Below are 23,690 nucleotides of genomic sequence, written 5' to 3' on the forward strand. Positions count from 1 at the left end.
TTACGAAAGTGAGGGCGCTTTCGCCCGGGGCGCACCACCTGCAAAGCACGGGACCCAACACCGGGATCACCCGACGTGGGATGATCGGGGAATGGCTGCCGCAACACTGAACCTACTGCTCGATCAACTTGAGGACGAAGGACTGTCCGAGAGCATCGACGACCTCTACGAAGCCTTCGCCGACTGGGCGGAGGAATCGGGTCGCCCCCTCTATCCCCACCAGGAGGACGCGCTGCTGGAACTGCTCGACGGCAACCACGTCATCGCGCAGACACCGACCGGGTCTGGGAAGTCCCTCATTGCGCTTGCGGCCCACTTCATCTCTCTGGCCCGCGGGGGACGTTCCTACTACACCGCCCCCCTCAAGGCCCTGGTATCCGAAAAGTTCTTTGAACTGGTCGATGCCTTTGGTGCCGCGAATGTCGGCATGGTCACCGGCGATGTCGCCCTCAACCCCCTGGCCCCCATCATCTGTTGCACCGCAGAGATCCTTTCCAACCAATCGCTACGCGAGGGGGAGGGTTTGGACTGCGACATGGTGATCATGGACGAGTTCCACTTCTACGGTGACCCCCAGCGCGGCTGGGCCTGGCAGGTCCCCCTGCTTGAGCTTCCAGCCCCCCAGTTCGTCTTCCTCTCTGCCACCCTCGGAGACACCAGTCAGATCGCAGCTGACCTCAAAGAGCGCACCGGCCGTGAAACCTCACTGATCTCAGACGCGCAGCGCCCGGTCCCCCTTGAGTATGAGTACCTGGTGGATGAACTCGGTCCCGTCGTGGAGCGCCTCATCAAAGAGTCTCGCTCCCCCATCTACGTCGTTCACTTCACCCAGAATGATGCCGTGAAGACCGCCGTCTCACTCAGTCGCACACTCGACCTCCCCAAAGACATCCGCTCAGAAATCCAGGCGGCTCTGCGCGGGGTCGAGCTGGCGCGGGGCTTCGGTAAAACCCTCCGTGAACTGCTACTCAAGGGCATCGCCGTCCACCACGCCGGAATGCTGCCACGTTACCGGCGCCTGGTGGAACGTCTGGCCCAGCGTGGACTTCTCCAGGTTATCTGCGGCACCGACACCCTCGGAGTCGGCATCAATGTCCCGATCCGCTGTGTCCTCTTCACCTCCCTGGTCAAATATGACGGGGCCCGAATGAGGCACCTGTCAGCGCGCGAGTTCCACCAGATTGCGGGGCGTGCCGGCCGACCCGGCTTCGACACCATCGGCTATGTCAAAGCCCTTGCCGCCCCCGAAGAGATTGAATCGCTGGCCCGCCGCGCCCGCATGACCGCAGCGCAGGAGGCCGGTGATAGGAAGAAGCAGAAGAAGATGGCCAAGCGCGGCCTCGCCCCGAAGAAGCAGGGGGAACTGTCGTGGACCAAGGCCACATTTGAGCGTCTCACGGAAGCCCAACCGGAAGTACTTCGCCCCCGCTTTCACACCAGCCACTCGGTCTTCCTCAACGTTCTTGCGGGACCGGGTAACCCCGAAGCGCGTCTGCTACGGCTGGGACGAGATGCCGCGGACTCCGCGCATGTCGGTGCGGAGGAGGCCGCGTCCAACCGCTTCCTGCGCGAGTTCGGGGATATCTACCGCTCCCTACTGCAGGCCGGCCTCATCGAACGGGTTCCCAAGGGGCAGCGTGAGGGTGGTTCCGCCATCAAGGTAGTCCGGGATCTGCCCGATGACTTCGCCCTCAACCAACCGCTAGCTCCATTCGCGCTGGCCGCCCTCGACCTCCTTGACCCCGAGTCCCCCACCTTTGCCATCGACGTGGTTTCGGTCATCGAGTCCGTCATGGAGGACCCCCGCCAGCTTCTCTACGCCCAGCAGCGCATGGCGCGAGACCGCGCCTTCCAAACCATGCGTGAAGAGGGACTGGACTACGAGCAGCGCCGGGACGCCCTCGCTGAGATCTCTTGGCCAAAGCCCCTGGAAGAGATCATCAAGCCATCATTCACCACCTTCGCCCAGACCAACCCCTGGGTCAAAGGCCACGAGCCCTCCCCCAAAAGAGTGGTTCGAGAGATGGTTGAGGACGGCCTCACGTTCTCCCTCCTGGTGGGACGCTACGACCTCAACAACTCTGAGGGTGTCGTGCTGCGCTACCTTTCGGACACCTACAAGGCACTGCGGCAGATCCTGCCCGCCCACTACCAAACCGATGAGGTGCAGGGAATCATCGACTGGCTGGGCGAACTGCTGACCTCGGTCGACACCTCGCTGCTGGCCGAGTGGCAGCAGATGATGGAGGCGCGCGTCAGTGGCACCGAACTCCAGTCACTCAGCCGGGCGGACGACACCGGCGCCGAGGGCTCCGAGCGTGCCTTCGGTGAGGGCGAGGACGGCCAGATCCGCTTTTCCACCAACCGCCACGCCCTGCGCACCGCCGTCCGCAATGAGATGTTCCGCCGAGTGGAACTGTTGTCGCGGGACAACTGCACGCGCCTTGCCGCTGCCGAACCAGAGGGTTCACCCTGGGATCAGGCACGATTTGAGAGCGCCCTGGATCCCTACTGGGATGAGTTTGAGTGGATGCGAATCGATCAGCAGGCCCGAGCCGCTGAGCTGTTCGAGATGCTCGAGAGCCCCGAGGAGGACGCCGTCCTCGACGCCTTCGGCATCGAAGACCCGGAGCAGGTGCCGCTGACGGCAACCGAGGATCGCAACTGGTGGGTGGTCAGGCAGATCGTCTCGGACCCCGAGGACAGTGGGGCGTGGCGCCTCACCGCCGTCCTCGATGTTCCCGAGGCCCTTGTCAACAACACCATCGTCCTGCGGACGACGTCATTCGCTTCACTCAGTTAAAGATCGAGTCAGGGGACGCGGTGGATCCATTCTTCAGTTCCGAACTTTTCCGTCACCCGTTCCTCAGCCTTCTCGAGGTCGTCTGCGGTAAGTTCGCCGTCTGACGCCTGATAGAGGGTCTTGAACTGATCGATGAAGACCTCGATGATCGCTTCCCGTTCCATGCCGGTCTGGCTACGCATGGGATCCACCCGCTTGCTGGCGGAGCGAAGACCCTTATCGCGGATCTTCTCTTTGCCAATGCGCAGGCACTCCATCATCTTCACGGCGTCGATGTCGTAGGACATGGTGACGTGATGCAGCATGTAACCGTTAGCCCAGCGCTTCTGTGCTGCCCCACCGATCTTTCCCGCCGAGGAAGCAATGTCATTTAGTGGGACATAAAAGGCTTTGACGCCCACCCTCTCAAGTGCCGCCATCACCCACTGGTCCAGGAACTCATACGAATCCTGGAATGACATGCCATCAACCAGGGAGGTGGGCACCACCAGCGAGTAGGTGATGCAGTTGCCCGGTTCCATGAACATGGCTCCCCCGCCGGAGACCCGCCGCGACACCGTGATGCCGTGCTTCTCTATCCCCTCGGAGTTGATCTCATTCTCGAAGCTCTGGAATGAACCAATGACAATCTGGGGTGAGTCCCATTCCCAAATGCGCATGAAGGGCTTGCGTCGCCCGGCCGCCACGTCCTCAACCAGGGTCTCATCCAACGCCACGTTCATGACCGGGGAAACAGAAGGGCCGTGAATCACCTCTAGGTCGAGGTCGTCCCAGTCGATGGCAGCCCCCAGCGCCCGCCTGAATGCCACCCCGATACCGTGGGGACTGACTCCGAAGAGGACGTCCCCCGGGGAAACCGTCTTCTCAACCAGAGCCGCGATCTGCGAGCCGGTGGACGAGGTCGGAATCCCCTCCAGAGCATCCTGGATGCGGAAGATAACATCATCGGGTTCGGCAAAGAAGTCACCGGAGATCTTGACATTTCGAACCACGGCAACCCCATCGGCACCAACCTCGTCCTCGAGGTCCACGACCACCAGTTTTGCCCCAGGTTCCTTGTACTCACCGTGCATTGCCAAACCCCATTCCCCCCATTCGCCCACGTGCCTGAGCATTCAGAGTGCCACCATGATGCACCTTATGTTACGAGTGTAAAAGAATCCTCCGACACATGGTTCTGCACCCCTCGCGCACTGGGCGCCGTCAGCCCAATACCAGTTGCAGCTGAGATTTCTATCCCCGACTGCGATAGCTCCCTGTTTCCCATGCGCCATTCCTCAGGCGTCCCGGAATCCACACCCTGGTGCGCTTAACTTGGCGGCGGTTAGATGGCGAATAAAACACAGGAGTCTCTGAAATGTCCCTCAAGGTCAATCGAGAGGTAACTTCTGACCCAAACTCCTCCGCACGTTGAGGCATACGTTTGACCCTGTCTGTCAGCAGTTCCTGCGGTACCTCACTCAGTGCGTGGTCAAGTGCTGCGGGGATCCTGCGCTGCTGGTCTGTCATCTGATCGAGGAAATCGTTCCGGTCCATACTCAGGGTATCCGCAGTCCGAGCCAGGTTACGCCCCGTGATCTGACGGTAGCGCCGCGCTTTTCCATAGCGGACTGCAGCCGAGCTCTTGAACCTCACACGGTCAGCGTCCCAGAGGCCGTGGGCGGAAATGAGGTCGTAAGCCGGTGCTAGACGTACCATGTTTCCGCTCATGATCAGACTGTGGTTTTTCGCGTGCGCATCGACTCCGGCAGTGAGCAGATTGAACATGAGCAGTTTGGCCAGCGCCGAGTGATCATCGTTTGACCATCGTGCAGAGCTATGTTCATCGACGACAGCAACCATGTCACCCATCGTCGGCCCACCGTCCTCCTCGTACTTTCGAGAAGGCAAAAATGTCAAAGCTTGGCAGAAGTCCTCCTGATGCAGGCGAGTGATCACACCATTCGCATCGGTTCGACGGTCGTAGCGCCGCGTGACAAACGCCGGCAGACCATCAAAGTCCTGGATCTCTACTAATGCGGCCATGAGCCCTAGGTGCCGTGCAGCGCGCATCGTTACGAACTCGACTGCCTGAACCTCGGCATTGGTGCGGCCAATCAGAGTAGCCATTCCTGGCTTAACGATATGAGTGCTCGCTGTACGCCCGTTTGGTTCAAACCACTGTCCATCGACCTGCGCCAACGCGAACTTTCCTTGGTTGCCACCAAGAGAAAAGCGACTTTGGTCGTCATCACTGTCATCTACCCAATGGTCAGGGTCATCGATGATCTCTTGAACTCGCTCAGCGATGCGAGAGTCAGTGATGCGTGACAGGCTTCCGAGCTGCGAAGGTGTCGCATCCTGAGGCACAACCTGCACTGATCCCGGCGCATCTTGGCCCATGTGTCTCAGAAGAGTGAAGGGATCATTACGGGTTTCACCAAACTTTGCTGCCCACCGATCTCGTACTTCCAACGAGTCTGGGAGCAGGTTTGATAGCCACGGCATCACCTCGTCCGGGCCATAGTGTTGCTGAACGAGGGGCATGCTCATCGACAGGGGCGTCGCCCCTCGCCGGGCAAAATAGTCAGCATCGTAAGAGAACTCAACCTCACCCTGAGGCCCTCGCATTAGCGAACCAGCCAGCCTCTCATCGAGCCACAGGTCCAGTATGTCGGGGTGTCCGCTCATGACAAACCTTCGAACAGCTCATCCAGCTTTGATGCACTCGGCATGGGCTCCAGATGCAGTTCGTAACCGAATGCCGAGGCCACGCTTAGCACCGCCTCGAGAGAGGGCACGAGTCTGCTGGATTCGACCTCCTGCACCCACCTGCGACTCATTCCAGTTCGCACACTGAGCTCTTCCTGCGTCATTCCTGCTCTAACCCTGTTTGAGCGCGTGAAGTCGGCAAATGCCTTCGGTGATCGAATAAACACCCCAACCTCCCCCCTTCACTTTGCACACTATCCTACGCAACCGACACTAAGCACACTATACCGCGCATAGCAGATTGAGTACATGATGATGCGCTTTAGACGAAATAGAGGCGTTTCATCCTGGTTGACCTCGTTCAAGAGCAATAGTAGGCAGCTCGGCTGTTGTGTGGCCGAGTGATGAACCAGTCGAAGCCGAGCGAAGCCAACTGTCTAAGCTTGGCTCCTAAGTAACCACTGCGGGCTCCGCCCTGGGACAGGGACAGGTCGGTCCGCACAAACAGGAGGAACCATGCCGCGCGTACTTCGCTCTGCAACCTCGACCGGCGGACGCAATATGGCCGGGGCTCGCGCCCTGTGGCGCGCCACCGGAATGGGTGACGATGATTTCGGTAAGCCCATCATCGCGGTCGTCAACTCATTCACAGAGTTTGTGCCCGGCCACGTTCACCTGCGCAACATGGGCAAACTTGTTTCAGAATCGATTGTTGAGGCCGGCGGCGTCGCCAAAGAGTTCAACACCATCGCTGTTGACGACGGGATTGCCATGGGTCATGGCGGCATGCTTTACTCCCTTCCCTCGCGCGAACTGATTGCAGACTCGGTTGAGTACATGGTTCAGGCCCACTGCGCCGACGCCATGGTGTGTATTTCCAACTGTGACAAGATCACCCCCGGAATGCTGCTGGCCGCAATGCGCCTCAACATCCCGGTCGTCTTTGTCTCCGGAGGTCCCATGGAAGCCGGCAAAAACATCCCCGCCGATGCCATCATCGGTGAGTCGACCATGGGTCACGGCAACCTCATCACGGTCATGAACGCCACCGCTGATGAGTCGATCAGTGACGAAGAACTGCTGCAGCTTGAGAAGCTGGCCTGCCCCACCTGCGGGTCCTGCTCCGGTATGTTCACCGCCAACTCGATGAACTGCCTTACCGAAGCCCTCGGCCTGTCCCTCCCCGGTAACGGCTCCACCCTGGCCACACACGTCGCCCGCAAGGCACTGTTTGAAGAGGCCGGGCACATCATCGTCGAGATGTGCCAGCGCTACTACAACGAGGATGATGAGTCCGTCCTCCCCCGCAACGTCGCCACCAAGGCGGCCTTTGAAAACGCCATGGCTCTGGACATGGCCATGGGTGGTTCCACCAACACGGTTCTGCACATCCTGGCTGTGGCGCGTGAAGGCAACATCGACTTCGACCTCGCCGATATCGGCCGCATCGGGGCACTGGTTCCCACGCTGTCGAAGGTGGCCCCGAACCACAACGACTACCACATGGAAGATGTTCACCGAGCCGGAGGGATTCCGGCCCTGCTCGGCGAACTCAACCGCGGCGGACTGCTCAACACAGACGTTCACACCATCCACTCCCCCGACCTGCGGTCATGGCTGGACGACTGGGATATTCGCGGTGGTAAAGCCACTGAAAAGGCCATCAACCTCTTCAAGGCAGCGCCCGGTAACAAGCGCACCACCGAGGCGTTTTCAACCGACAACCGCTGGGCCGAACTGGACACCGATGCCGCTTCAGGCTGCATCCGCGACATCCAGAACGCCTACGTCAAGTCAGGTGGCCTCACCGTCCTCTACGGCAACCTGGCCCCAGAGGGCGCCATCGTCAAGTCCGCCGGTATCGATCCGTCCCTGTTCCGCTTTGAAGGGTCAGCGCTGGTGGTCGAGTCACAGGACGAAGCGATCGAGAGGATCCTCGACGGAACCGTGAAAGAGGGCGACGTGGTCGTCATCCGTTACGAGGGGCCGTCCGGTGGTCCGGGGATGCAGGAGATGCTCTACCCGACCTCGTTCATCAAGGGACGTGGGCTCGGCACCAAGTGCGCACTTATCACCGACGGTCGTTTCTCTGGCGGCACCTCCGGAATCTCGGTCGGACACATCTCTCCCGAGGCCGCTGCAGGGGGCCTGATCGGCCTGGTTGAAACGGGCGACCGCATCCTCATTGATGTCAATGAGGCCAAACTGGAGTTGCTGGTAGAAGACAGCGAGCTCGAAAAGAGGCGTCTGCAACAGGAACGACGCGAGCACCCCTGGACCCCCAAGGACCGCAAGCGCACCATCTCTCCAGCCCTCAAGCTCTACGGGATGACAGCACTGTCGGCTTCGCAGGGCGCTGCGCGTGATGTGTCGCTCGTTACCCGAGTCAACTAACGCGTTACCACCTCGGTTGGTAAAGTTCCTACGGAGGCAAAACACCCGTCTAACGCCTTTTCCATCACCGTAGGAAGCTGTACATGAGCCACACGACCCCGCCGATTCGCACGCGCCGCCCAGCGCCCAGCACAAAGAACAAGCTCACGACCGGCGGAAAGATCGGTCTGACCGTCCTCGCCATCCTGGTGGTGGCGGCCGTCGCGGTTGCCGCAACCATTGGCTGGTTTATCACTCGGGTCTCGTCCTCGTACGAGAAGAACACCGAGGTGATCACAGAGGCGTTCCCCGATGAGGAAACGAGACCTGCGGAACGAACCGACAAGGCACAGACCATTCTGCTGCTCGGCTCAGACCGCCGCGGCGAGATTGATGAGTCGACGCTGGATGGGCCGCAGGACAGCCGCTCTGACACCATCATGCTGATGCACATCCCGGCTGACCGTGAGGGCATCTACTTCACCTCGATCATGCGTGACTCCTGGGTCGACATCCCCGGCTTCGGTGAGGCAAAGATCAACGCTGCCATGGCCTACGGGGGAATTCCACTGACAGTCCAGGTGGTTGAGGGACTGATCGGAACCCGCATCGACAACGTGGTGACGATTGACTTCACCGGCTTCGAGGGGCTGACCAACGCCCTCGGTGGCGTAACGCTCAACAACACGGTGGCGTTTGAGTCAAACGGCCACAACTTCCCCCTTGGTGAGATCACGCTGAACGGTGAGGAAGCCCTGAGTTTCGTTCGGGCCCGTAAACCCTTCGTTGACGGTGACTACCAGCGTGTCCGCAACCAGCAGGCCTACATGAAGGGTGTGGTCAGGCAACTTATTTCCGCGGATACCCTAACCAACCCGGCCCGTGTGATTGACGTGGTTGACGCCATTTCCCCCTACCTGGCGGTGACCGAGGGTATGACCCCCGACTACATCGTGCAGACCGCCGCGAGCCTGCGTAACCTGCGCCCCGGCGACCTTTACTTCATGACGGCCCCGACGATCGGTGTGGGAACCTCCGCGGACGGTCAGTCGATTATTCTGCTGGATCCTGAGGGAATGGCACAGCTCCGCACCGCATTCGAGGGCGACACTCTCGCGGAGTACTACGCCGCCAACTCCTGATCATCGAGGACCAACCGCGTCTAAACTGGCTGTCTAGTCTTCTGCCGATACGAGCGATAGGGAACCGTGGATAGGATTACCGGCGTCACCAAGAACCATGACTGGGGCTCTTCAACCTTGATTCCTGAGTTCCTGGGGACTACCGGCAGCGGAGAACCGTGGGCTGAACAGTGGTTTGGCGCCCATGAGCTGGGACCCGCTCAACTTGAGTCGGGTTCCAACCTGCGTGATCAGATCGAGTGTGCTCCTGCCGTCATGCTTGGCCCTTCTACCCAGCTGATGTTCGGGGATCAACTGCCCTACCTGGTGAAGCTGATTGCTCCGACCCTGGCGCTTTCCCTTCAGGTTCATCCGGGCCGTAACCTGGCTGCTCAGGGTTTTGCTCACGAAGACGCCAGTGGGGTTCCGGTTGACTCCCCGCAGCGCATCTTCAAGGACACCACCCACAAGCCTGAGATGCTCTACGCCCTCACCGAGTTTGAGGCGCTCGTTGGTTTCGCCGTGCGCCGTCGTGCGCGGGAGCGCCTGGAAGGTCTGAACTCAACCCTTGCCTCCCGCCTAGCGCGTCGTCTTCGCCTGGCAACAGGACGTGGCATCAAGCCCGTGATCTCGTGGATCCTTGACCCTGAAGAGGGACCGCGTCCCGAAGAGGTGGCTGAGTTTGCCCGTGCCTGCGGGGCACGCCTTGCAAGTGGTGAGTCACCAGAACCTGAGATCGATAGCATCGTGGTCCGGTTGCAGGAGCAGTTCCCCGGGGAGTCCGGAATAATCATGTGCTCTCTGATGAACTACGTGTCTCTGGCTCCCGGCTCCGCCCTCTTCGTCCCGACCGGAATCGTCCATTCCTATCAGAGTGGCCTTGGGCTTGAGGTGATGGCGAACTCAGACAACGTCATCCGGGCTGGACTGACTTCGAAGAGGATTGATCCCGAGCTGTTCCTCGACACCGCCACGTTTGATGGACTACCTCCGACCCTGATTGCTCCGGAACACCCACTTCCCGGAATCAACCGCTTCCGCTCCCCCGTTGAGGATTTTGAGCTCAGCGTCGCCGCCTCCCCCGTTCCCAACACTTCCGAGCCGATCCGTATGCCCGGTACCGGTCCCCGTGTCCTGGTCGGACTTGAGGGTCGCATTCAGGTGCAGACCCTGCAGGGTGATACGGAACTGAGACAGGGGCAAGCCCTTTTCGTCCCCGATTGTGACGGCCCGATTCTTGTCACCGGCCAAGGACGAGTGGCCGAGGTTTCGGTTCCGTAGCTTCGCTGCAATTTGGTTCCGAGGTCGCACGGGTCCGGCGTTCCTAGGACCCACACACTCCGAATGTAGCGACCTTAATGGTGGCACCGACCTCGTAGGCAGAGCGCCACAAGTTTCGGTACCAGGGACCGGGGCGGTCACTGCTGGCCCCCGATACCTCTAGGTTTGTGCAGGTCTCAAAGATGCGTAGCGAGCGGTTGAGGTGAGAGGGCTCTGTCACCACGACCACCGTTTCCCAGCCGTTAGCTTGAGCCAGCTGGTTGAGGGCGATCGCTTCACCCTCGGTCGTCATGGGGTCGGGCGTGAAGCACCAGGTGAAGTAGCTGCCCTGCTGGGTCGCATACTCTGCACCGCACTGCTCGACCCAGGCGCCACTCGAGGTTGCGCCGGTCGGAATTGTCTCGACACCGTCGACCTCACTGGGACTGAGAACTGGCAACCGGCCCTCTTCGATGCGGGACTCCATTCGATCTGAAATCGAGATCACCAGGTTGTCTGATACCCCGGCCTCGGCCAGCTGGCGCCCCTCCGCCAGGCGATCCTTGCCGTAGGCGAGGACGATGACGGCGTCGGCACTGTCGGCCTGCTTCAGCGGGGGATTCCAGATCCACCACAGGGTGATTCCCAACATCACCACCATGACCGCTACCAGCAGAGTGAGTACACCGATGAGGATGCCAAGGAGCCTTCGGCTGCGTCGCGGCGACTTCTCAGGTACTTCTTCCACCACCACAGGCTATCGCGGTCTCACCCGCCCTAGTCAGTGACCTTGAAAATGCCGTGTGCGCCACGTTCGGCCAGGGACATGATGTGGTTGACGAAAGTGTAGGTACCGGCCTCAACCGGAACGAACTCCACGAAGCCGCCCTGGGCTGCCAAAAGGGGTAAGACCTGGGCTCCGGTGGAACCCTTGGTGATGCCGTCGGTGGACTGATCGTGGTAGACCGAATAGCCGCCCTCGGACCACACCGTGTCGAACTGGGTACCGACAATGTGGAAGGACAGCGCAGAGTTCGGACCCACGTCCAGCACCCACACCCGCACCCGGTCGTTGACGCGGGCCGTCAGAGGATGGGCATCGTACTGGAAGGGACGTCCGTTGAACGCCGTCAGTTCGGGGACGAGGTCGCCATCCGCAAAGTTCTCGTCCAGGTAAATATCAGACTGGATGAGGACGTACTGCTCATCCACAGGCTCCAACCCATCGGGCTCGATAATGACAGCACCGAACATGCCCTGCTGGATATGGGTCGCCATCGGCATCGTCGAGCAGTGGTACATCCAGATACCGGAGCGTGGAGCAGTGAACTCGTAAACCAGGGACTCTCCCGGCTCGATGGTTCGCATGACTTCATCGGGAGCAACTATTCCGGCGTGGAAGTCGATGGAGTGTCCCATCGTCCCCTTGTTCACCAGCGTGATCTTGAAGGTGTCCCCAACGCGCCCGTGCAGGGTGGGTCCCGGGGCGCTCCCGTTGTAGGTCCACACCGCCCTCACCACGCCGGCGGCCAGGTCTTGCTCGTCCTCGGTGACCTCAAATGTGTACTCGTGGTGGGACTCTTCGCCCAGCTCCGGCAGACGTGCCGGGTAGGGATCGATGGTAGCGGCCTGGGCGATGAGCTGGTCCATGGTGGGGACAGCGGTATCCGACGAAGTCGAACTCATGTTCATGCTGTGACCCGGCATAGCGTGGTCGGTTCCGTCCCCGGCCTGAGCATCAGTCGAACCGCCGATTGCGACAACCTCGAGAACCATCCCCATCTGGCGGTGGCCCGGAAGGGTGCACCAGCCCTCCATGTCAGAGGTGATGACGCCCACCTCAACGGTTGCCGAAGCCCCCGGGGCGATTGGCTCGATGAGGGCGCCGTTCGTAAACATCAGGTCGTGTCGCTGGTCCCCGGTGTTCGTCAGGGTGACGACCAGGGTGTTGCCAAGCGGAACTTCGATGACACCGGGCACGAAGGACATTCCTTCGACCGTCACCTCGACCTCGGTGACCTCTCCCGTCGGGGTCACCGCAGCCGGCTGGGTGGTCCCCTGGGTCCCGGTATCGGTCACGCCGGAGTCAGCGAGGGAGGGAAACACCATCAGGGCCGCCAGAGCCAGGGTCAGGACCACCACCACGGCAGCCACGGCTGAGGAGGCGCGCCGGTTAGTTTCTGCAATGGTCATGGTCAGGAGTCTCCTAGTTTGAGTTGTTTGGTACCCGGGGGCGCCTGGACCCCGATGAACTGGTCCGAGTTGGCCGCGGCAGCACGCTTGGCCCCTGCCTGTTTGATGCCCACCATGGTGAACATGATGAGGTCGAGGAGGAACGACGCGGCCGTGAGCAGCCAGAAGATCGGGGCGGCAACCCCTGCCAGCAGTGCCAGCGCCAGGGCGGCGTTGCGCAGGACCAGGCGGAAGGGGCCCAGCTGCTCGAGGACGGCGATGCCGACCCTTGCCGCGGCTGGTCCGCCACCGATGATCACCGGCATCAGATAGGTGAGGGCACCGACCAGAATCTGTAGGACTCCCCCGACTCCGATCATCACGATGAGTGTGGGGGCATAGGCGCGGAAGTCCACCGGAGTCTGTGAGAGAAACGGGGTTACGGTGAGGACGAGCAGACCTGAGACGGCCCACGCACCACCGGCAAGCACCGACCATGTGGCGTAACCAGCCGGTGCCTTACGCAGGGCTTCTGAGAGCAGAGGGGCACCGATCCCCCAGGTGATGCCCGCCGTGAAAATACCGACTCCGAGTGCAACCAGGGGCATGAGGCCGAAGGTGGCGGAGGCAATGGCAATCACTAGACCGAGCAGGAGCAGCGGCAGGACGCGGGTGGAGCGGGCTACGGCGCCCTCGGCAATCCGTGTCCGCAGCATCGTCGGCCACAGCGTCACCAGAGTCCCAACAATGGTCAGCCCGAGCCACCCGAGGGTGTTGGTCAGGGAGTGCGCCAGGGTCAGTGCCTCCCGATTCTCCACCACCCAGGTTGGGGCCTCGATCTGGAACATGGCCGAGGCAATGAAGCCACCGTAGATGACCCCGATGACCAGGAAGGCGGAGGCCGCCAGGTAGTAGCGGATGACGACGGCGAAGCGGGAACCGAGCTTCGCCCTCGTCGCCATTAGCAGGGCGAGGCCGTGCCAGGTAATGACCAATCCGATGGCTGCAGCCCCGATGATGGTGACCACCAGGTTCGCCAGCAGCATGCCGACCAGCAGAACTACCAGGAAGGCATTGAAAAAGATCTGTCGGGCGTAGTGGTGGGTCGTAGAGCGTGGGTCATCGCTGCTGAGGCGCAGGAGTGAACGGGAGAAATACCAGGACCACTGCAGGATCGCGTTGCTGAGGACGCCCAGGGTGAGAATGTGAATCGAGAGCCACCAGGACTGAGGAATCACCACCCGCGCCGCAATCGTCACGAAGAAGAGAATGAGGGCGAGGACCATCCAGGCGGTCGTCAGGCGGTCCCCCCGGTTGCGCTTCTTAGCCATCGGTTAGTCCCTTCGCCTGAGGCCGGTTGGCAATGACAATGGTCGCCACGGTCACCACCACGAAGGCCAGTAGTGAGGCGATGTCGAGGGCGCCCCCGAACTGCCAGGCCCCCTCCGCCAGACGTGCGCCGGCGAGGACGCGAATGATGAGGCCCAGCTGCAGCGTTCCCCACACGGCCCACATTGCCCGGTTGTAGGGCAGGTCACGGCGGGCAATCGCGGGAACGATGACCGGGGCGTGTGCGAGGACCATGGAGAGTGCGAAACCAATTGTCAGTGAGTGGACCACGGTGTCGTAGCCGTAACCAGAGAAGACAGGACCACGGATCACCCAGATTCCGCCGGCAACCAGCAGCCAGGCATAACCGGCCAGCATGCAGGCAGCCATGTAGCGGGCGGCCCCCTGAAGGCGAATGGTCTTGAGGGCGATGTCATGGGCGGCGGTGTCAAGGGCCAGGACAATAAGGGCCAGACCCAGCAGTGGATAGCCGAGCTGAGCATTGAACAGCGTGGCGATGAGGGCGACGGTGGCGACCAGGGTTTCAGCGAGGACACGGGCCTCTGTACTGCCCCGCGCGAATGTGAAGCGAGCCAGTTCCAGCCGCTCACCGATGATGGTGAAGACCAGGAACATCGCCCACCAGGGCACCACCTGGGCGGCTTCAAAGCCGCGTCCCCACAGCAGGATTCCGGCGAAGCCGAGCAGCGCACCCAGGCCCTGAATCAGCACGGCGACCATGGGCTGCTTGCGCCACACCACCACGTACATGGCGACAAGGAGTGCCATGGAGAGTGCCCAGGCCAGCGCCGGGAAAAGACGGGTGGCCTCTGGCCCGAGGAGGGCAAGTTGCGCGAGAGCGACGACGGTCGCGGCGACACTGGCCGCAGGCGACAGGTAGGCCCACAGGGAACTGCGCCTGCGGTCCGACTGCAACGCTACTGCGCGCTCCAGGGCGATGGCCGTCCCCAGGAAGCCGAACACCATCAGGACTCCGTGCAGGTTCGCCAAGTCCATCGCTGGCACCGGAGCTGAAAGCCCCAGGCGCAGCAGGGCCGCATCGAGGCCACCCAGAAGGGCAACCATGGCGCCGATCAGCAGTGCCAGGCGACCCCACGGCAGTGGGGTTCGGACGGCTGGCACTTGCGAGGGGGCTGGCCCTGAAGCAGGTTCGCTAGTAGACACCTGTTCATTATCTCAGCTCAGGTAAACCTAACAAAGCCCCCGGGTGCGGTTCACACCTGTCAAAATCGACCTAGGCCAGCTGGTACATCCAACCGTGGCGATCCTCTACGGTGCCGCGTTGGATACCACCCAGTTCTTCAAGCAGTTGCTTCGTCACCTGATCACCGTCAAGGCTGACATCAAAGCCCTCGCCTGCCAGCCTTCCAATCGGGGTGACGATGGCGGCCGTGCCGCAGGCAAACATCTCGACCACCTCACCCGATTCGATGGATTTAACCAGCCAGTCGAGTGCGACGGGAGCCTCTTCAACCACTGTGCCCCGGTCCCGCAGCAGGGTAATGATGGCGCTGCGAGTCCCGCCCTCAAGGATGGTTCCCGTGAGGCGAGGGGTCATCACCGACCCGTCCTTCTTGACCAGGAAGACATTCATTCCCCCCAGCTCTTCCAGGTTCTGCTGGTTACCGTCGAGGTAGCAGACCTGGTCGAACCCCTTAGCCGCGGCCAACTGTTGCGGTAGCAGGGAGGCAGCGTAGTTGCCACCGGTCTTGGCATCCCCGGTTCCACCCTTAGCGGCGCGGTGGTACTGCGCAGTCACCCAGATGGAAACCCCCTTCATCCCGCCCTTGAAGTAGGGGCCCACAGGGGAGGCAATCGCAATGAACTTGTAGTGGTGAGCCGGGCGCACCCCCACGAAAGCCTCATCGGCAATCATGAAGGGGCGCAGGTAGAGGGAAGAGTTGGGGGCGGATGGCACCCAGCGCTCATCGGCCCTTACCATCTGCACCAAGGAGCCCAGGAAGTCCTCGAGCGGAATCTCCGGCATCGCCATGCGGCGAGCCGAATGGTTGAGGCGGGCGGCATTGAATCCGGGCCGGAAGGTCCAAATACTGCCGTCCTCCCAGCGGAAGGCCTTCATACCCTCGAAGATCTCCTGGGAGTAGTGCAGGACCGAAGCAGCTGGCGAAAGCTGGAGGGGCCCGAAGGGAACCACCCTCTGGTTGTGCCAGCCCAGGTCAAGTGACCAGTCAGAAACTGCCATGTAGTCGCCGAAGCTCTCACCAAAAGCGAGCTCTTCCATCGCCTTCTCATATGCAGCATCACCTGCAGGATTGTGGTTGACCTCAACGGGGAAGCGCGCCGCCACGACGTCCGCGTCAGGCAGAACCTGACGGCGTACCTCCTCTTCGAGGGGGGTGGGAATCGGTGCGGAGTGCTCCTCGGTCATGGCCTGACCCTTTCGTTTCAATCCTGGTTGGTAACTTCTAGTTTAGATTTGCGAGAACCGCGTCGCCGACGGCGGTTGTGGGGCGCTTCGCGGCCTCCTCCGGGTGGTCCGCGCGCCACGCCATCTCGGTGTCAATCGCACGCTGAACCCGATCGGCGCCCTCATCAAGTCCCGCGTTTTGCAGCAGGAGGACAACGGATGCAATCGCTGCAATCGGATCCGCGATCCCCTGACCCGCAATATCCGGGGCTGAACCGTGCACCGGTTCAAACATCGAGGGGAAGGCCCCGTCCGCATTGATATTCCCCGAAGCCGCCAGACCGATTCCGCCCGTGATGGCAGCGGCCTCATCCGTGATGATGTCCCCGAACAGGTTGTCGGTGGCAATCACGTCGAAGGACTGCGGCCGGGTCAGCAGGTGGATGGTGACGGCATCAATGTGCTGGTAGTCCACCCGGACCTCTGGGAACTCGGCACCGATCTGATCGGCCAGCCGCTTCCACAGGGAGCCCGCATGGACGAGGACGTTCATCTTGTGCACCAGTGTCAGGTGCTTTGCCGGACGCTGATCGGCAAGGGTGAAGGCGTAACGCAGCAGGCGCTCGACACCAAAGGCCGTGTTGACGGAGACCTCGGTGGCGATCTCATGCTCGGTCCCGGTCCGGACCGTTCCACCGCTGCCCACGTAGAGACCCTCGGTGCCCTCACGCACCACGACAAAGTCGATGCCCTCGGGGTTCACCAGGGGTGAGGCCACACCCCGGTAGTGCTTCGAGGGACGCAGATTGACGAAGTGGTCAAAGGCGAAACGCAGCTTGAGCAGCAGACCGCGCTCGAGGATACCCGGGGTCACCCGAGGATCCCCCACCGCCCCCAGCAGGATCGAGTCAAACTGAGCCAGTTCCGCCAGGTCACCCTCATCAAGAATGTGGCCGTCACGAAGGTAGCGATCGGCGCCGAGGTCGAAGTCAGTCACCTCCAGCGTCCTCTCACTACCTTCGAGCGCAGCTTCGAGTACACGGACTGCCTCCGCAGTCACCTCCTGGCCGATACCATCGCCGGGAATGACGGCGACGCGGAGGACAGAGCGTGTATCAATCACCTTGCAGCTGACCCATCAACGTAGTCGGAGTCGGCCTTGGACCAACCGAACTGGGCGCGCAGCTTCTTGCCGGTGGCCTCAATCGGGTGGGCCTCGCCCTCGGCGCGCAGCGCCTTGAACTCCTGGCCGCCATTGTCCTGATCCTCGATGAAGCGACGGGCAAAAGTACCGTCCTGGATGTCGTTGAGGACATCCTTCATCGATGCCTTAACCTGTTCGCCAATCACGCGAGGACCGGAAACGTAGTCACCGTATTCAGCGGTGTCCGAGATCGACCAGCGCTGCTTGGTAATGCCGCCCTCCCAGATCAGGTCCACGATCAGCTTCATCTCGTGGAGGACCTCGAAGTAGGCGATCTCCGGCTGGTAGCCGGCCTCGGTCAGGGTCTCAAAGCCGTACTGGATCAGCTTCGAAACACCACCGCAGAGGACTGCCTGTTCACCGAAGAGGTCGGTCTCGGTCTCTTCCGTGAAGGTGGTCTCAATGGCGCCGGCGCGGGTCGCACCAATAGCCTTGGCGTAGGACAGGGCAAGGGGCCAGGCCTGGCCGCTGGCATCCTGCTCAACCGCCACAATGGCCGGGATTCCCTGGCCGTCCACGTAGGACTCGCGGACCTTATGACCCGGGCCCTTGGGGGCAACCATGCAGATGTCGTGGGTGGTGTCGGGCTTGATGTAGCCGTAGCGGATATTGAAACCGTGGGCAAAGAACAGGGCGGCCTCGGGCTTCAGGTTGGGGGCAATCTGCTCTGCGTAGACGGAACGCTGGTGCTGGTCCGGGACCAGGATCATGACGACATCGCCCTGGGCCACTGCGTCAGCTACCTCGGCGACCTGCAGGCCAGCGGCCTCGGCCTTTTCCCATGAGGACGAACCAGCGCGCAGACCAACCACAACGTCCACACCCGAGTCCTTGAGGTTCAGCGCGTGGGCGTGACCCTGCGAACCGTAACCAATGATCGCAACCTTCTTGGAGCGAATCAGGTCGATGTCGGCGTCGTTTTCGTAGTAAACCTTAGCCACTATTTCTCCTTAATTTGGTCGGTCAGTGACCGCGGGCTGCGGCTCAGAGCCACCGCACCTGATTGAACAATTTCCAGCACGCCGTAGGGCTCAAGGCTCTCAAGCAGTGCTTCCAGTTTTCCTAGGGTCCCCACCGATTCGATGATGACCCGGTTCGGTGCCACGTGAATGACGTGGGCGCGGAACAGGTCAACGATTTGCAGAACCGCCGTCCTCGTCGAATCATCGGCTCGAACCTTCAGCAGCAACATACGTCGTTCAACGCTGTCATCGGCGGGTAGTTCCACAACCTTGAGGACGTTGACTAACTTGTTGAGCTGCTTGGTAACCTGCTCCAGCGGCTGGTCCTGGGCGTCGACGATGATGGTCATACGAGAGATATCTGGGTGCTCAGTCTCTCCCACCGTCAGCGACTTGATGTTGAAGGCGCGGCGTGCGAAAAGCCCCGCGACTCGCGTCAGAACACCGGGCTTGTTCTCTACCAGAACAGTCAGGGTGTGTAGATGCTCAGCCATGCTCACTCGTCCTCATCCCAAATCGGTGCAATGCCACGTGCAAAGCGAATGTCGTCATTTGAAACTCCGGCAGCCACCATCGGCCAAACCATGGCGTCCTTTGAAACCCTGAAGTCAATCAGGACCGGACGGTCGTTGATCGACAGGGCCCACTTGATCGCCTCGTCAACGTCCTCTTCCTTTTCGACGCGGCGGGCCGGCATTGAATAGGCCTCCGCCAGCGCAACGAAGTCGGGAACCTGACGTTCCACGCCGACATTGAGGTCGGTGTTTGAGTAGCGCTCCCCGTAGAACAGGTTCTGCCACTGCCGCACCATGCCGAGGACGGTGTTGTTGATGAGGGCGACCTTGACGGGAATGTTGTTGGTGACGGCCGTGGCGAACTCCTGGAGTGTCATCTGCAGCGAACCGTCGCCGTCAATCACCCACACCGTGTTATCCGGGTTGGCCACCTTGGCGCCAATGCCCGCTGGCAGACCGTAGCCCATGGTGCCGAGGCCGGCTGAGGTCACGAAGTGGCGCGGCTTCTCAATCTTCAGGAACTGAGCGGCCCACATCTGGTGCTGGCCCACGCCCGTGGTGTAGATCGCGTCCGGGCCCGACAGTTCGGAGAGACGTGAGAGCACGTACTGCGGTGCCATCAGCCCGTCCTCTGGATCCGTCCAACCCAGAGGGTAGGACTCACGCAGTCGGTCGAGGTAGCGCCACCAGCCGGACAGGTCCTCACGGTAGGTCGACGGAAGTGCGTCGGGCAGGGCCTTGTTGAGGCCCTCAATCACGGCCTTGAGGTCACCGACAATCGGGACGTCCGAGGTGCGGTTCTTCGAGATCTCAGCCGGGTCGATGTCGACGTGGATAATCTTCGCCCTCGGGGCAAAAGTGTCGAGGCGCCCGGTGACGCGGTCATCGAAGCGGGCCCCAAGGGTGATGAGCAGGTCCGCCCTCTGCAGCGCGCCAACCGCGGCGACTGTGCCGTGCATACCGGGCATGCCGAGGTTATGGCGGTCGCTGTCAGGAATGGCGCCGCGTGCGGGAAGGGTGGTGACAACCGGGGCGTCGGTCAGCTCCACCAGTTTCATCAGGGCGTCAGAAGCTCCGGAACGGATGATGCCACCCCCGACGTAAAGGACGGGCGCATCGGACTGGGCGATCGCGGCTGCGGCTGCGCGAATCTGCTTCTGCGACGGCTTGGTCGGCACCTTGTAACCCGGAATATCGAACGCGGGAGGCCAGGAGAACTGAAGCTCCGAAGTCTGGGCATCCTTGGTGATGTCAACAAGGACGGGACCGGGACGACCGGTAGCAGCGATGTGGAAGGCCTCGGCGATGCGCGAGGGAATCTCCGCGGCACTGGTAACCAGGAACGAGTGTTTGGTGATCGGCATCGATGCCCCCACCACGTCGGCTTCCTGGAAAGCATCCGAGCCAATCAGAGAGGCGCCAACCTGGCCCGTGATAACCACAATCGGAACCGAGTCAAGGTTGGCATCAGCAAGTGCTGTCATCACATTCATGGCAGCCGGGCCGGAGGTGACGATGGCGCACCCAACCTGACCGCTGGTGATTGCATAGCCCTCAGCTGCGTGACCCGCACCCTGTTCGTGGCGAATCAGGATATGGCGAATCTTGGAATCCATCAGGGGGTCGTAGGTGGGAAGAATGGCGCCGCCCGGCATACCGAAAACTTCCTTCACCCCCAGCTCTTCGAGGGAGCGAACAATCGCCTCCGCCCCCGTCATGGTCTGGCTTTTAGTCACGGTCTGTTCTCCGTCCTAGTTGGTCCTGGCAACAAAAAACCCCCGCATAGGTAATGCGTGGGTATTAGGCGTGCGGACCATCTGTTAGACAGCAGGCGCCGCACGCCCGGGTACAACGACCACGAGCGCAAAAGCTAGGACTGCCTGCAGGTTCTTCACGTCCCCCATGTTAGGCGAGGACGTGCGCGACTGCTGTGTGTCTCACACTTTGGTTTCCACTCCTGTAAATCCGGGTTGATCGAAACCAGTCCCGGCCTCAAGGGGAGGGGAAACACCAGCATTTCGGCGGTGTGAGGTGCGGCGGATCGGGACCTTCTTCAGGGGAGGGCGCCGAAGCGTAACGTAAAATTTCGTTGTAAACCCCCCAACTGGCAGAAGGTGACTCGCGTTGACTGGCGTGTTCGAATACCTCGCGGAACAGCCGATTCTGTTCCTCTTCCTCCTGATCGGTGTCGGTATGGCATTCGGTCACATCAAAATCAAAGGCATCGGGCTGGGACCGGCGGCCGTCCTCTTCATAGCAGTGGCGACAGCCGCCTGGGCTGGTGAGCTCGGGGTCGACCTCGTCCTGCCACCCACCATCGGTACGCTCGGACTGGTCCTCTTCGCCTTTGCTATTGGCATCAACTCCGGCAACTCCTTCTTCCATAACCTCAAGACCGCCATCGGACCCATCCTGGTCATGGTCGTCCTCTTCATCATCACCGGTGGCGTCGCCTACCTGGTCGGCGTCAAAGTTTTCGGCCTCGACATCTCGGTGGCAGCCGGTACCTTTGCCGGCGCCGTCACCAACACCCCGGCCCTAGCTGCCGCCGGCGATGCCTCCGGGAACCCGGGCCAGGCCACAGTCGGCTACTCCATCGCCTACATCTTCGGCGTCCTCGGCATGATCGCGGCCTCCTATGCCGCTCTCGCCTACTCCAAGAATGACAAGGATGCCCCCACCCCGATTGCGAACCGAACGGTCCGCGTCGAACGCGAAGACCACCCCTTCGTCGGTGACCTCTACGAGAAGATGGGTGCCAAGGTCACCTTCTCCAGGCTTCGTCGCGGCGAAACCGGACCGATTACCCGGCCCGCTATGTCGGATACCCTCGACCCCGGCGACCTCATCACCGTGGTGGGCCCCACCGAGCTGGTGGCGAAAATGGCGAAGGAACTGGGACACGGCTCCTCACACTCACTGATGCGTGACCGCACCTACCTGGACTTCCGTCGCATCACAGTCTCTGACCCCAAGGTGGCGGGACGGACCATAGGCAGCCTAGAGATGGCCAAGGACTACTCCGCCACCATTTCCCGTGTTCGGCGCGGTGACATCGACCTGGTCGGAGAGCCGGGCCTGGTCCTGCAGCAGGGCGACCGGGTGCGTGTCGTCGCCCCCACCTCCAAGATGGGGCAGATTACCAAGTTCTTCGGAGACTCGGCCCGCGGCCTGTCCGATATCAACCCGATCGCCCTCGGCCTCGGCATGGCCCTCGGTATCTTCATCGGTCACCTGGCGATTCCGCTGGGGGGTGGCTCTACATTCAGCATTGGAGCCGCAGCCGGAACCCTGATCATCGGCCTCATCTTCGGCAAGCTGGGACGCATTGGTCCGTTCGTCACCGCGGTCCCGTTCACCGCTTCACAGGTTTTGCTTGAGATTGGCTTGCTGATCTTCCTGGCCCAGGCTGGCACCGTGGCAGGCGGTCAAATCATGGAGGCCTTCCGCGGTGGTTCCTGGGTCAAGATTCTCCTCCTTGGCATCATCCTCACCTCCATCATGGCCATCGGGCTCTACGTGACAATGCGCTGGATGTTCAAGATGGGTGGCACACGCCTCTCCGGCCTTCTCGGTGGCGCGCAGACCCAACCCGCGGTTCTCGCGTTCGCCAATGCTCGCACCGGCGATGATCCTCGCGTTGCACTGGGCTATGCGCTGGTCTACCCCGTGGCAATGGTTGCGAAGATCCTGGTCGCCCAGGTGCTGGGCGGCCTGTAAGGGCAGCCATACCGCGAGCGGGCGGGCCTGCCCGTTGATAATGTTGAAGAGTTCCTAACCCAGCTACATCTATCCCGACGCGCCCGCAAACCAGAGCGGTGAGCGTAGAAAGCGTTAGAAAACATGAGTACTTCCGTTGTCAGCAAACCCGGCCCCTATACGGATCCGCAGGATGTCACCGGCGGCCTGACAAACTCCGCAATCTTTGTGACGATGACCGTCACCGACGACGCCACTCCCGAAGCGCTTCGCGAGTTCCTCAACGGATTTGAAGACTTTGTCAAAGACGTGAACTTCCGTGACCCAGCGTTCAACACCACCGCAGTTGTGGGTGTGGGCGCCCAAATTTGGCCGGACTTGTTCCCAGGGGTGCCCATGCCCAAGCAGCTGCACCCCATGCAGGTGGTGCAAGGCGACAAGCACACGGCCGTATCCACCCCCGGTGACCTGTTCTTCCACATCCGCGCCGACACCCCGGATCTGTGCTTCGAACTGGAGCGCATCTTGCTACTCCAGTTGGAAGGAATGGTGGAAGTTGTCGACGAAGTAACCGGATTCCGCTACTTTGATGCCCGCGACCTGCTCGGCTTTGTGGATGGAACCGCGAACCCGGTGGGCCGCAAGCGAGTCCGGTCGGGCATCATTGGTGACCGGGAACCAGAATGGGCGGGCGGATCCTACATTTTGGTGCAGAAGTACCTGCATGAACTGACCGCGTGGGACAACCTCACCACCGAGCAGCAAGAGACAATTATTGGGCGGACCAAAGTCACCAATATCGAGCTACCCGACGCTGAAGGGGACGCGCAAAAGTCCCATAAAACGCTGAACACGATCGACGATGCTCAGGGTGTGGAGCAGGACATTGTGCGGGACAATATGCCGTTCGGCTCCCCCGCGGCCGGCGAGTTTGGCACCTACTTCATCTCTTACGCGGGCGACCTGCAAATCACCGAAGAGATGCTTCGCCACATGTTTATCGGTAACCCACCCGGCAAGTACGATCAAATACTCGACTTTTCGACTGCGGTGACCGGCGCGGTGTTCTTCGCGCTTCCCCTGGACTTTATGGAAGTGCTTCCCAGTGGTAACCCCGGGGTGATTGGGGATGGAACTACGTCCCTGCCCTAACACCCCGGCTACCTAGTCCC

Annotated in this window: 18 protein-coding genes; 6 read left to right on the forward strand and 12 right to left on the reverse strand. The window is 61.3% G+C overall.

The annotated features are described in order from the left end of the window. Positions 1–91 precede the first annotated feature (91 nt). Positions 92–2,803 carry a DEAD/DEAH box helicase gene (locus CS903_RS05715; protein WP_099332595.1) on the forward strand — a complete coding sequence of 904 codons (2,712 nt, stop codon included), beginning with the start codon at positions 92–94 and terminating at the stop codon, positions 2,801–2,803. An 8-nt stretch (positions 2,804–2,811) separates the two neighbouring features. Here the strand turns inward: CS903_RS05715 and lplB are convergent, their stop codons facing one another. The 3 genes from lplB to CS903_RS09705 form a co-directional block, all read right to left on the reverse strand. Beyond that, positions 2,812–3,876, reverse strand: coding sequence for a lipoate-protein ligase small subunit (gene lplB, locus CS903_RS05720; protein ID WP_099332596.1), 1,065 nt, complete (start codon positions 3,874–3,876; stop codon positions 2,812–2,814). Positions 3,877–4,036: 160 nt separating this feature from the next. After that, complete coding sequence (locus tag CS903_RS05725; RefSeq protein WP_099332597.1) at positions 4,037–5,473, reverse strand: HipA domain-containing protein; 1,437 nt, start codon at positions 5,471–5,473, stop codon at positions 4,037–4,039. Beyond that, positions 5,470–5,721, reverse strand: coding sequence for a helix-turn-helix transcriptional regulator (locus tag CS903_RS09705; protein WP_099332598.1), 252 nt, complete (start codon positions 5,719–5,721; stop codon positions 5,470–5,472). Before CS903_RS09705 ends, CS903_RS05725 begins: the two co-directional genes overlap by 4 nt. Positions 5,722–6,010: 289 nt before the next feature. Between CS903_RS09705 and ilvD the strand changes: the two genes are divergently transcribed. From ilvD to manA, 3 genes are all read left to right on the forward strand, one after another. Beyond that, complete coding sequence (gene ilvD / locus CS903_RS05735) at positions 6,011–7,888, forward strand: dihydroxy-acid dehydratase (protein ID WP_099332599.1); 1,878 nt, start codon at positions 6,011–6,013, stop codon at positions 7,886–7,888. Between the two features lie 83 nt (positions 7,889–7,971). Then, on the forward strand, positions 7,972–9,009 hold the full coding sequence (locus CS903_RS05740) for an LCP family protein (protein ID WP_099332600.1): 1,038 nt from the start codon (positions 7,972–7,974) through the stop codon (positions 9,007–9,009). Between the two features lie 66 nt (positions 9,010–9,075). Then, positions 9,076–10,269, forward strand: coding sequence for a mannose-6-phosphate isomerase, class I (manA, locus tag CS903_RS05745; RefSeq protein WP_099332601.1), 1,194 nt, complete (start codon positions 9,076–9,078; stop codon positions 10,267–10,269). A gap of 43 nt (positions 10,270–10,312) precedes the next feature. On the opposite strand, the gene CS903_RS05750 is transcribed toward manA, so the two are convergent. From CS903_RS05750 to CS903_RS05790, 9 genes are all read right to left on the reverse strand, one after another. Continuing rightward, a complete protein-coding gene (locus tag CS903_RS05750) occupies positions 10,313–10,996 on the reverse strand; it encodes a YdcF family protein (protein ID WP_129587609.1) in 684 nt (227 codons plus the stop codon). 29 nt (positions 10,997–11,025) lie between these two features. Further along, a complete protein-coding gene (locus CS903_RS05755) occupies positions 11,026–12,441 on the reverse strand; it encodes a multicopper oxidase domain-containing protein (protein WP_099332603.1) in 1,416 nt (471 codons plus the stop codon). Between the two features lie 2 nt (positions 12,442–12,443). After that, positions 12,444–13,751: a hypothetical protein gene (locus CS903_RS05760; protein WP_099332604.1), complete on the reverse strand. Its 1,308-nt coding sequence runs from the start codon at positions 13,749–13,751 to the stop codon at positions 12,444–12,446. Further along, on the reverse strand, positions 13,744–14,934 hold the full coding sequence (locus CS903_RS05765) for a DUF8744 domain-containing protein (protein ID WP_242491771.1): 1,191 nt from the start codon (positions 14,932–14,934) through the stop codon (positions 13,744–13,746). Before CS903_RS05765 ends, CS903_RS05760 begins: the two co-directional genes overlap by 8 nt. A 70-nt stretch (positions 14,935–15,004) precedes the next feature. Next, complete coding sequence (locus tag CS903_RS05770; RefSeq protein ID WP_099332606.1) at positions 15,005–16,159, reverse strand: branched-chain amino acid aminotransferase; 1,155 nt, start codon at positions 16,157–16,159, stop codon at positions 15,005–15,007. A gap of 37 nt (positions 16,160–16,196) precedes the next feature. Next, complete coding sequence (locus CS903_RS05775) at positions 16,197–17,258, reverse strand: 3-isopropylmalate dehydrogenase (protein WP_099332664.1); 1,062 nt, start codon at positions 17,256–17,258, stop codon at positions 16,197–16,199. Further along, positions 17,258–18,283, reverse strand: a complete 1,026-nt coding sequence (ilvC, locus tag CS903_RS05780; protein ID WP_099332607.1) for a ketol-acid reductoisomerase — start codon at positions 18,281–18,283, stop codon at positions 17,258–17,260. The genes CS903_RS05775 and ilvC overlap by 1 nt, the downstream gene beginning before the upstream one ends. Then, a complete protein-coding gene (gene ilvN, locus CS903_RS05785) occupies positions 18,283–18,798 on the reverse strand; it encodes an acetolactate synthase small subunit (protein ID WP_099332608.1) in 516 nt (171 codons plus the stop codon). Before ilvN ends, ilvC begins: the two co-directional genes overlap by 1 nt. Positions 18,799–18,800: 2 nt before the next feature. Further along, positions 18,801–20,537 carry an acetolactate synthase large subunit gene (locus CS903_RS05790; RefSeq protein WP_099332609.1) on the reverse strand — a complete coding sequence of 579 codons (1,737 nt, stop codon included), beginning with the start codon at positions 20,535–20,537 and terminating at the stop codon, positions 18,801–18,803. Positions 20,538–20,943: 406 nt separating this feature from the next. Here CS903_RS05790 and CS903_RS05795 point away from each other — a divergent pair, with 406 nt between their 5' ends. Together CS903_RS05795 and CS903_RS05800 are read left to right on the forward strand one after the other, a co-directional pair. After that, positions 20,944–22,539 carry an aspartate:alanine exchanger family transporter gene (locus CS903_RS05795; protein ID WP_099332610.1) on the forward strand — a complete coding sequence of 532 codons (1,596 nt, stop codon included), beginning with the start codon at positions 20,944–20,946 and terminating at the stop codon, positions 22,537–22,539. A gap of 123 nt (positions 22,540–22,662) precedes the next feature. Continuing rightward, positions 22,663–23,670, forward strand: a complete 1,008-nt coding sequence (locus CS903_RS05800) for a Dyp-type peroxidase (protein ID WP_099332611.1) — start codon at positions 22,663–22,665, stop codon at positions 23,668–23,670. Positions 23,671–23,690 lie beyond the last annotated feature (20 nt).

This window comes from Actinomyces minihominis, from assembly GCF_900187855.1.
GTDB lineage: Bacteria > Actinomycetota > Actinomycetes > Actinomycetales > Actinomycetaceae > Scrofimicrobium > Scrofimicrobium minihominis.

Excerpts from the sequence above, each read along its gene's own strand:
- CS903_RS05740 (WP_099332600.1), top strand. The coding sequence starts at position 7,972 with ATGAGCCACACGACCCCGCCGATTCGCACGCGCCGCCCAGCGCCCAGC.
- lplB (WP_099332596.1), bottom strand. The coding sequence starts at position 3,876 with ATGCACGGTGAGTACAAGGAACCTGGGGCAAAACTGGTGGTCGTGGAC.
- CS903_RS05715 (WP_099332595.1), top strand. The coding sequence starts at position 92 with ATGGCTGCCGCAACACTGAACCTACTGCTCGATCAACTTGAGGACGAA.
- CS903_RS05725 (WP_099332597.1), bottom strand. The coding sequence starts at position 5,473 with ATGAGCGGACACCCCGACATACTGGACCTGTGGCTCGATGAGAGGCTG.
- CS903_RS05800 (WP_099332611.1), top strand. The coding sequence starts at position 22,663 with ATGAGTACTTCCGTTGTCAGCAAACCCGGCCCCTATACGGATCCGCAG.
- CS903_RS05755 (WP_099332603.1), bottom strand. The coding sequence starts at position 12,441 with ATGACCATTGCAGAAACTAACCGGCGCGCCTCCTCAGCCGTGGCTGCC.
- CS903_RS05770 (WP_099332606.1), bottom strand. The coding sequence starts at position 16,159 with ATGACCGAGGAGCACTCCGCACCGATTCCCACCCCCCTCGAAGAGGAG.
- ilvN (WP_099332608.1), bottom strand. The coding sequence starts at position 18,798 with ATGGCTGAGCATCTACACACCCTGACTGTTCTGGTAGAGAACAAGCCC.
- CS903_RS05760 (WP_099332604.1), bottom strand. The coding sequence starts at position 13,751 with ATGGCTAAGAAGCGCAACCGGGGGGACCGCCTGACGACCGCCTGGATG.
- CS903_RS05790 (WP_099332609.1), bottom strand. The coding sequence starts at position 20,537 with ATGACGGGGGCGGAGGCGATTGTTCGCTCCCTCGAAGAGCTGGGGGTG.
- ilvD (WP_099332599.1), top strand. The coding sequence starts at position 6,011 with ATGCCGCGCGTACTTCGCTCTGCAACCTCGACCGGCGGACGCAATATG.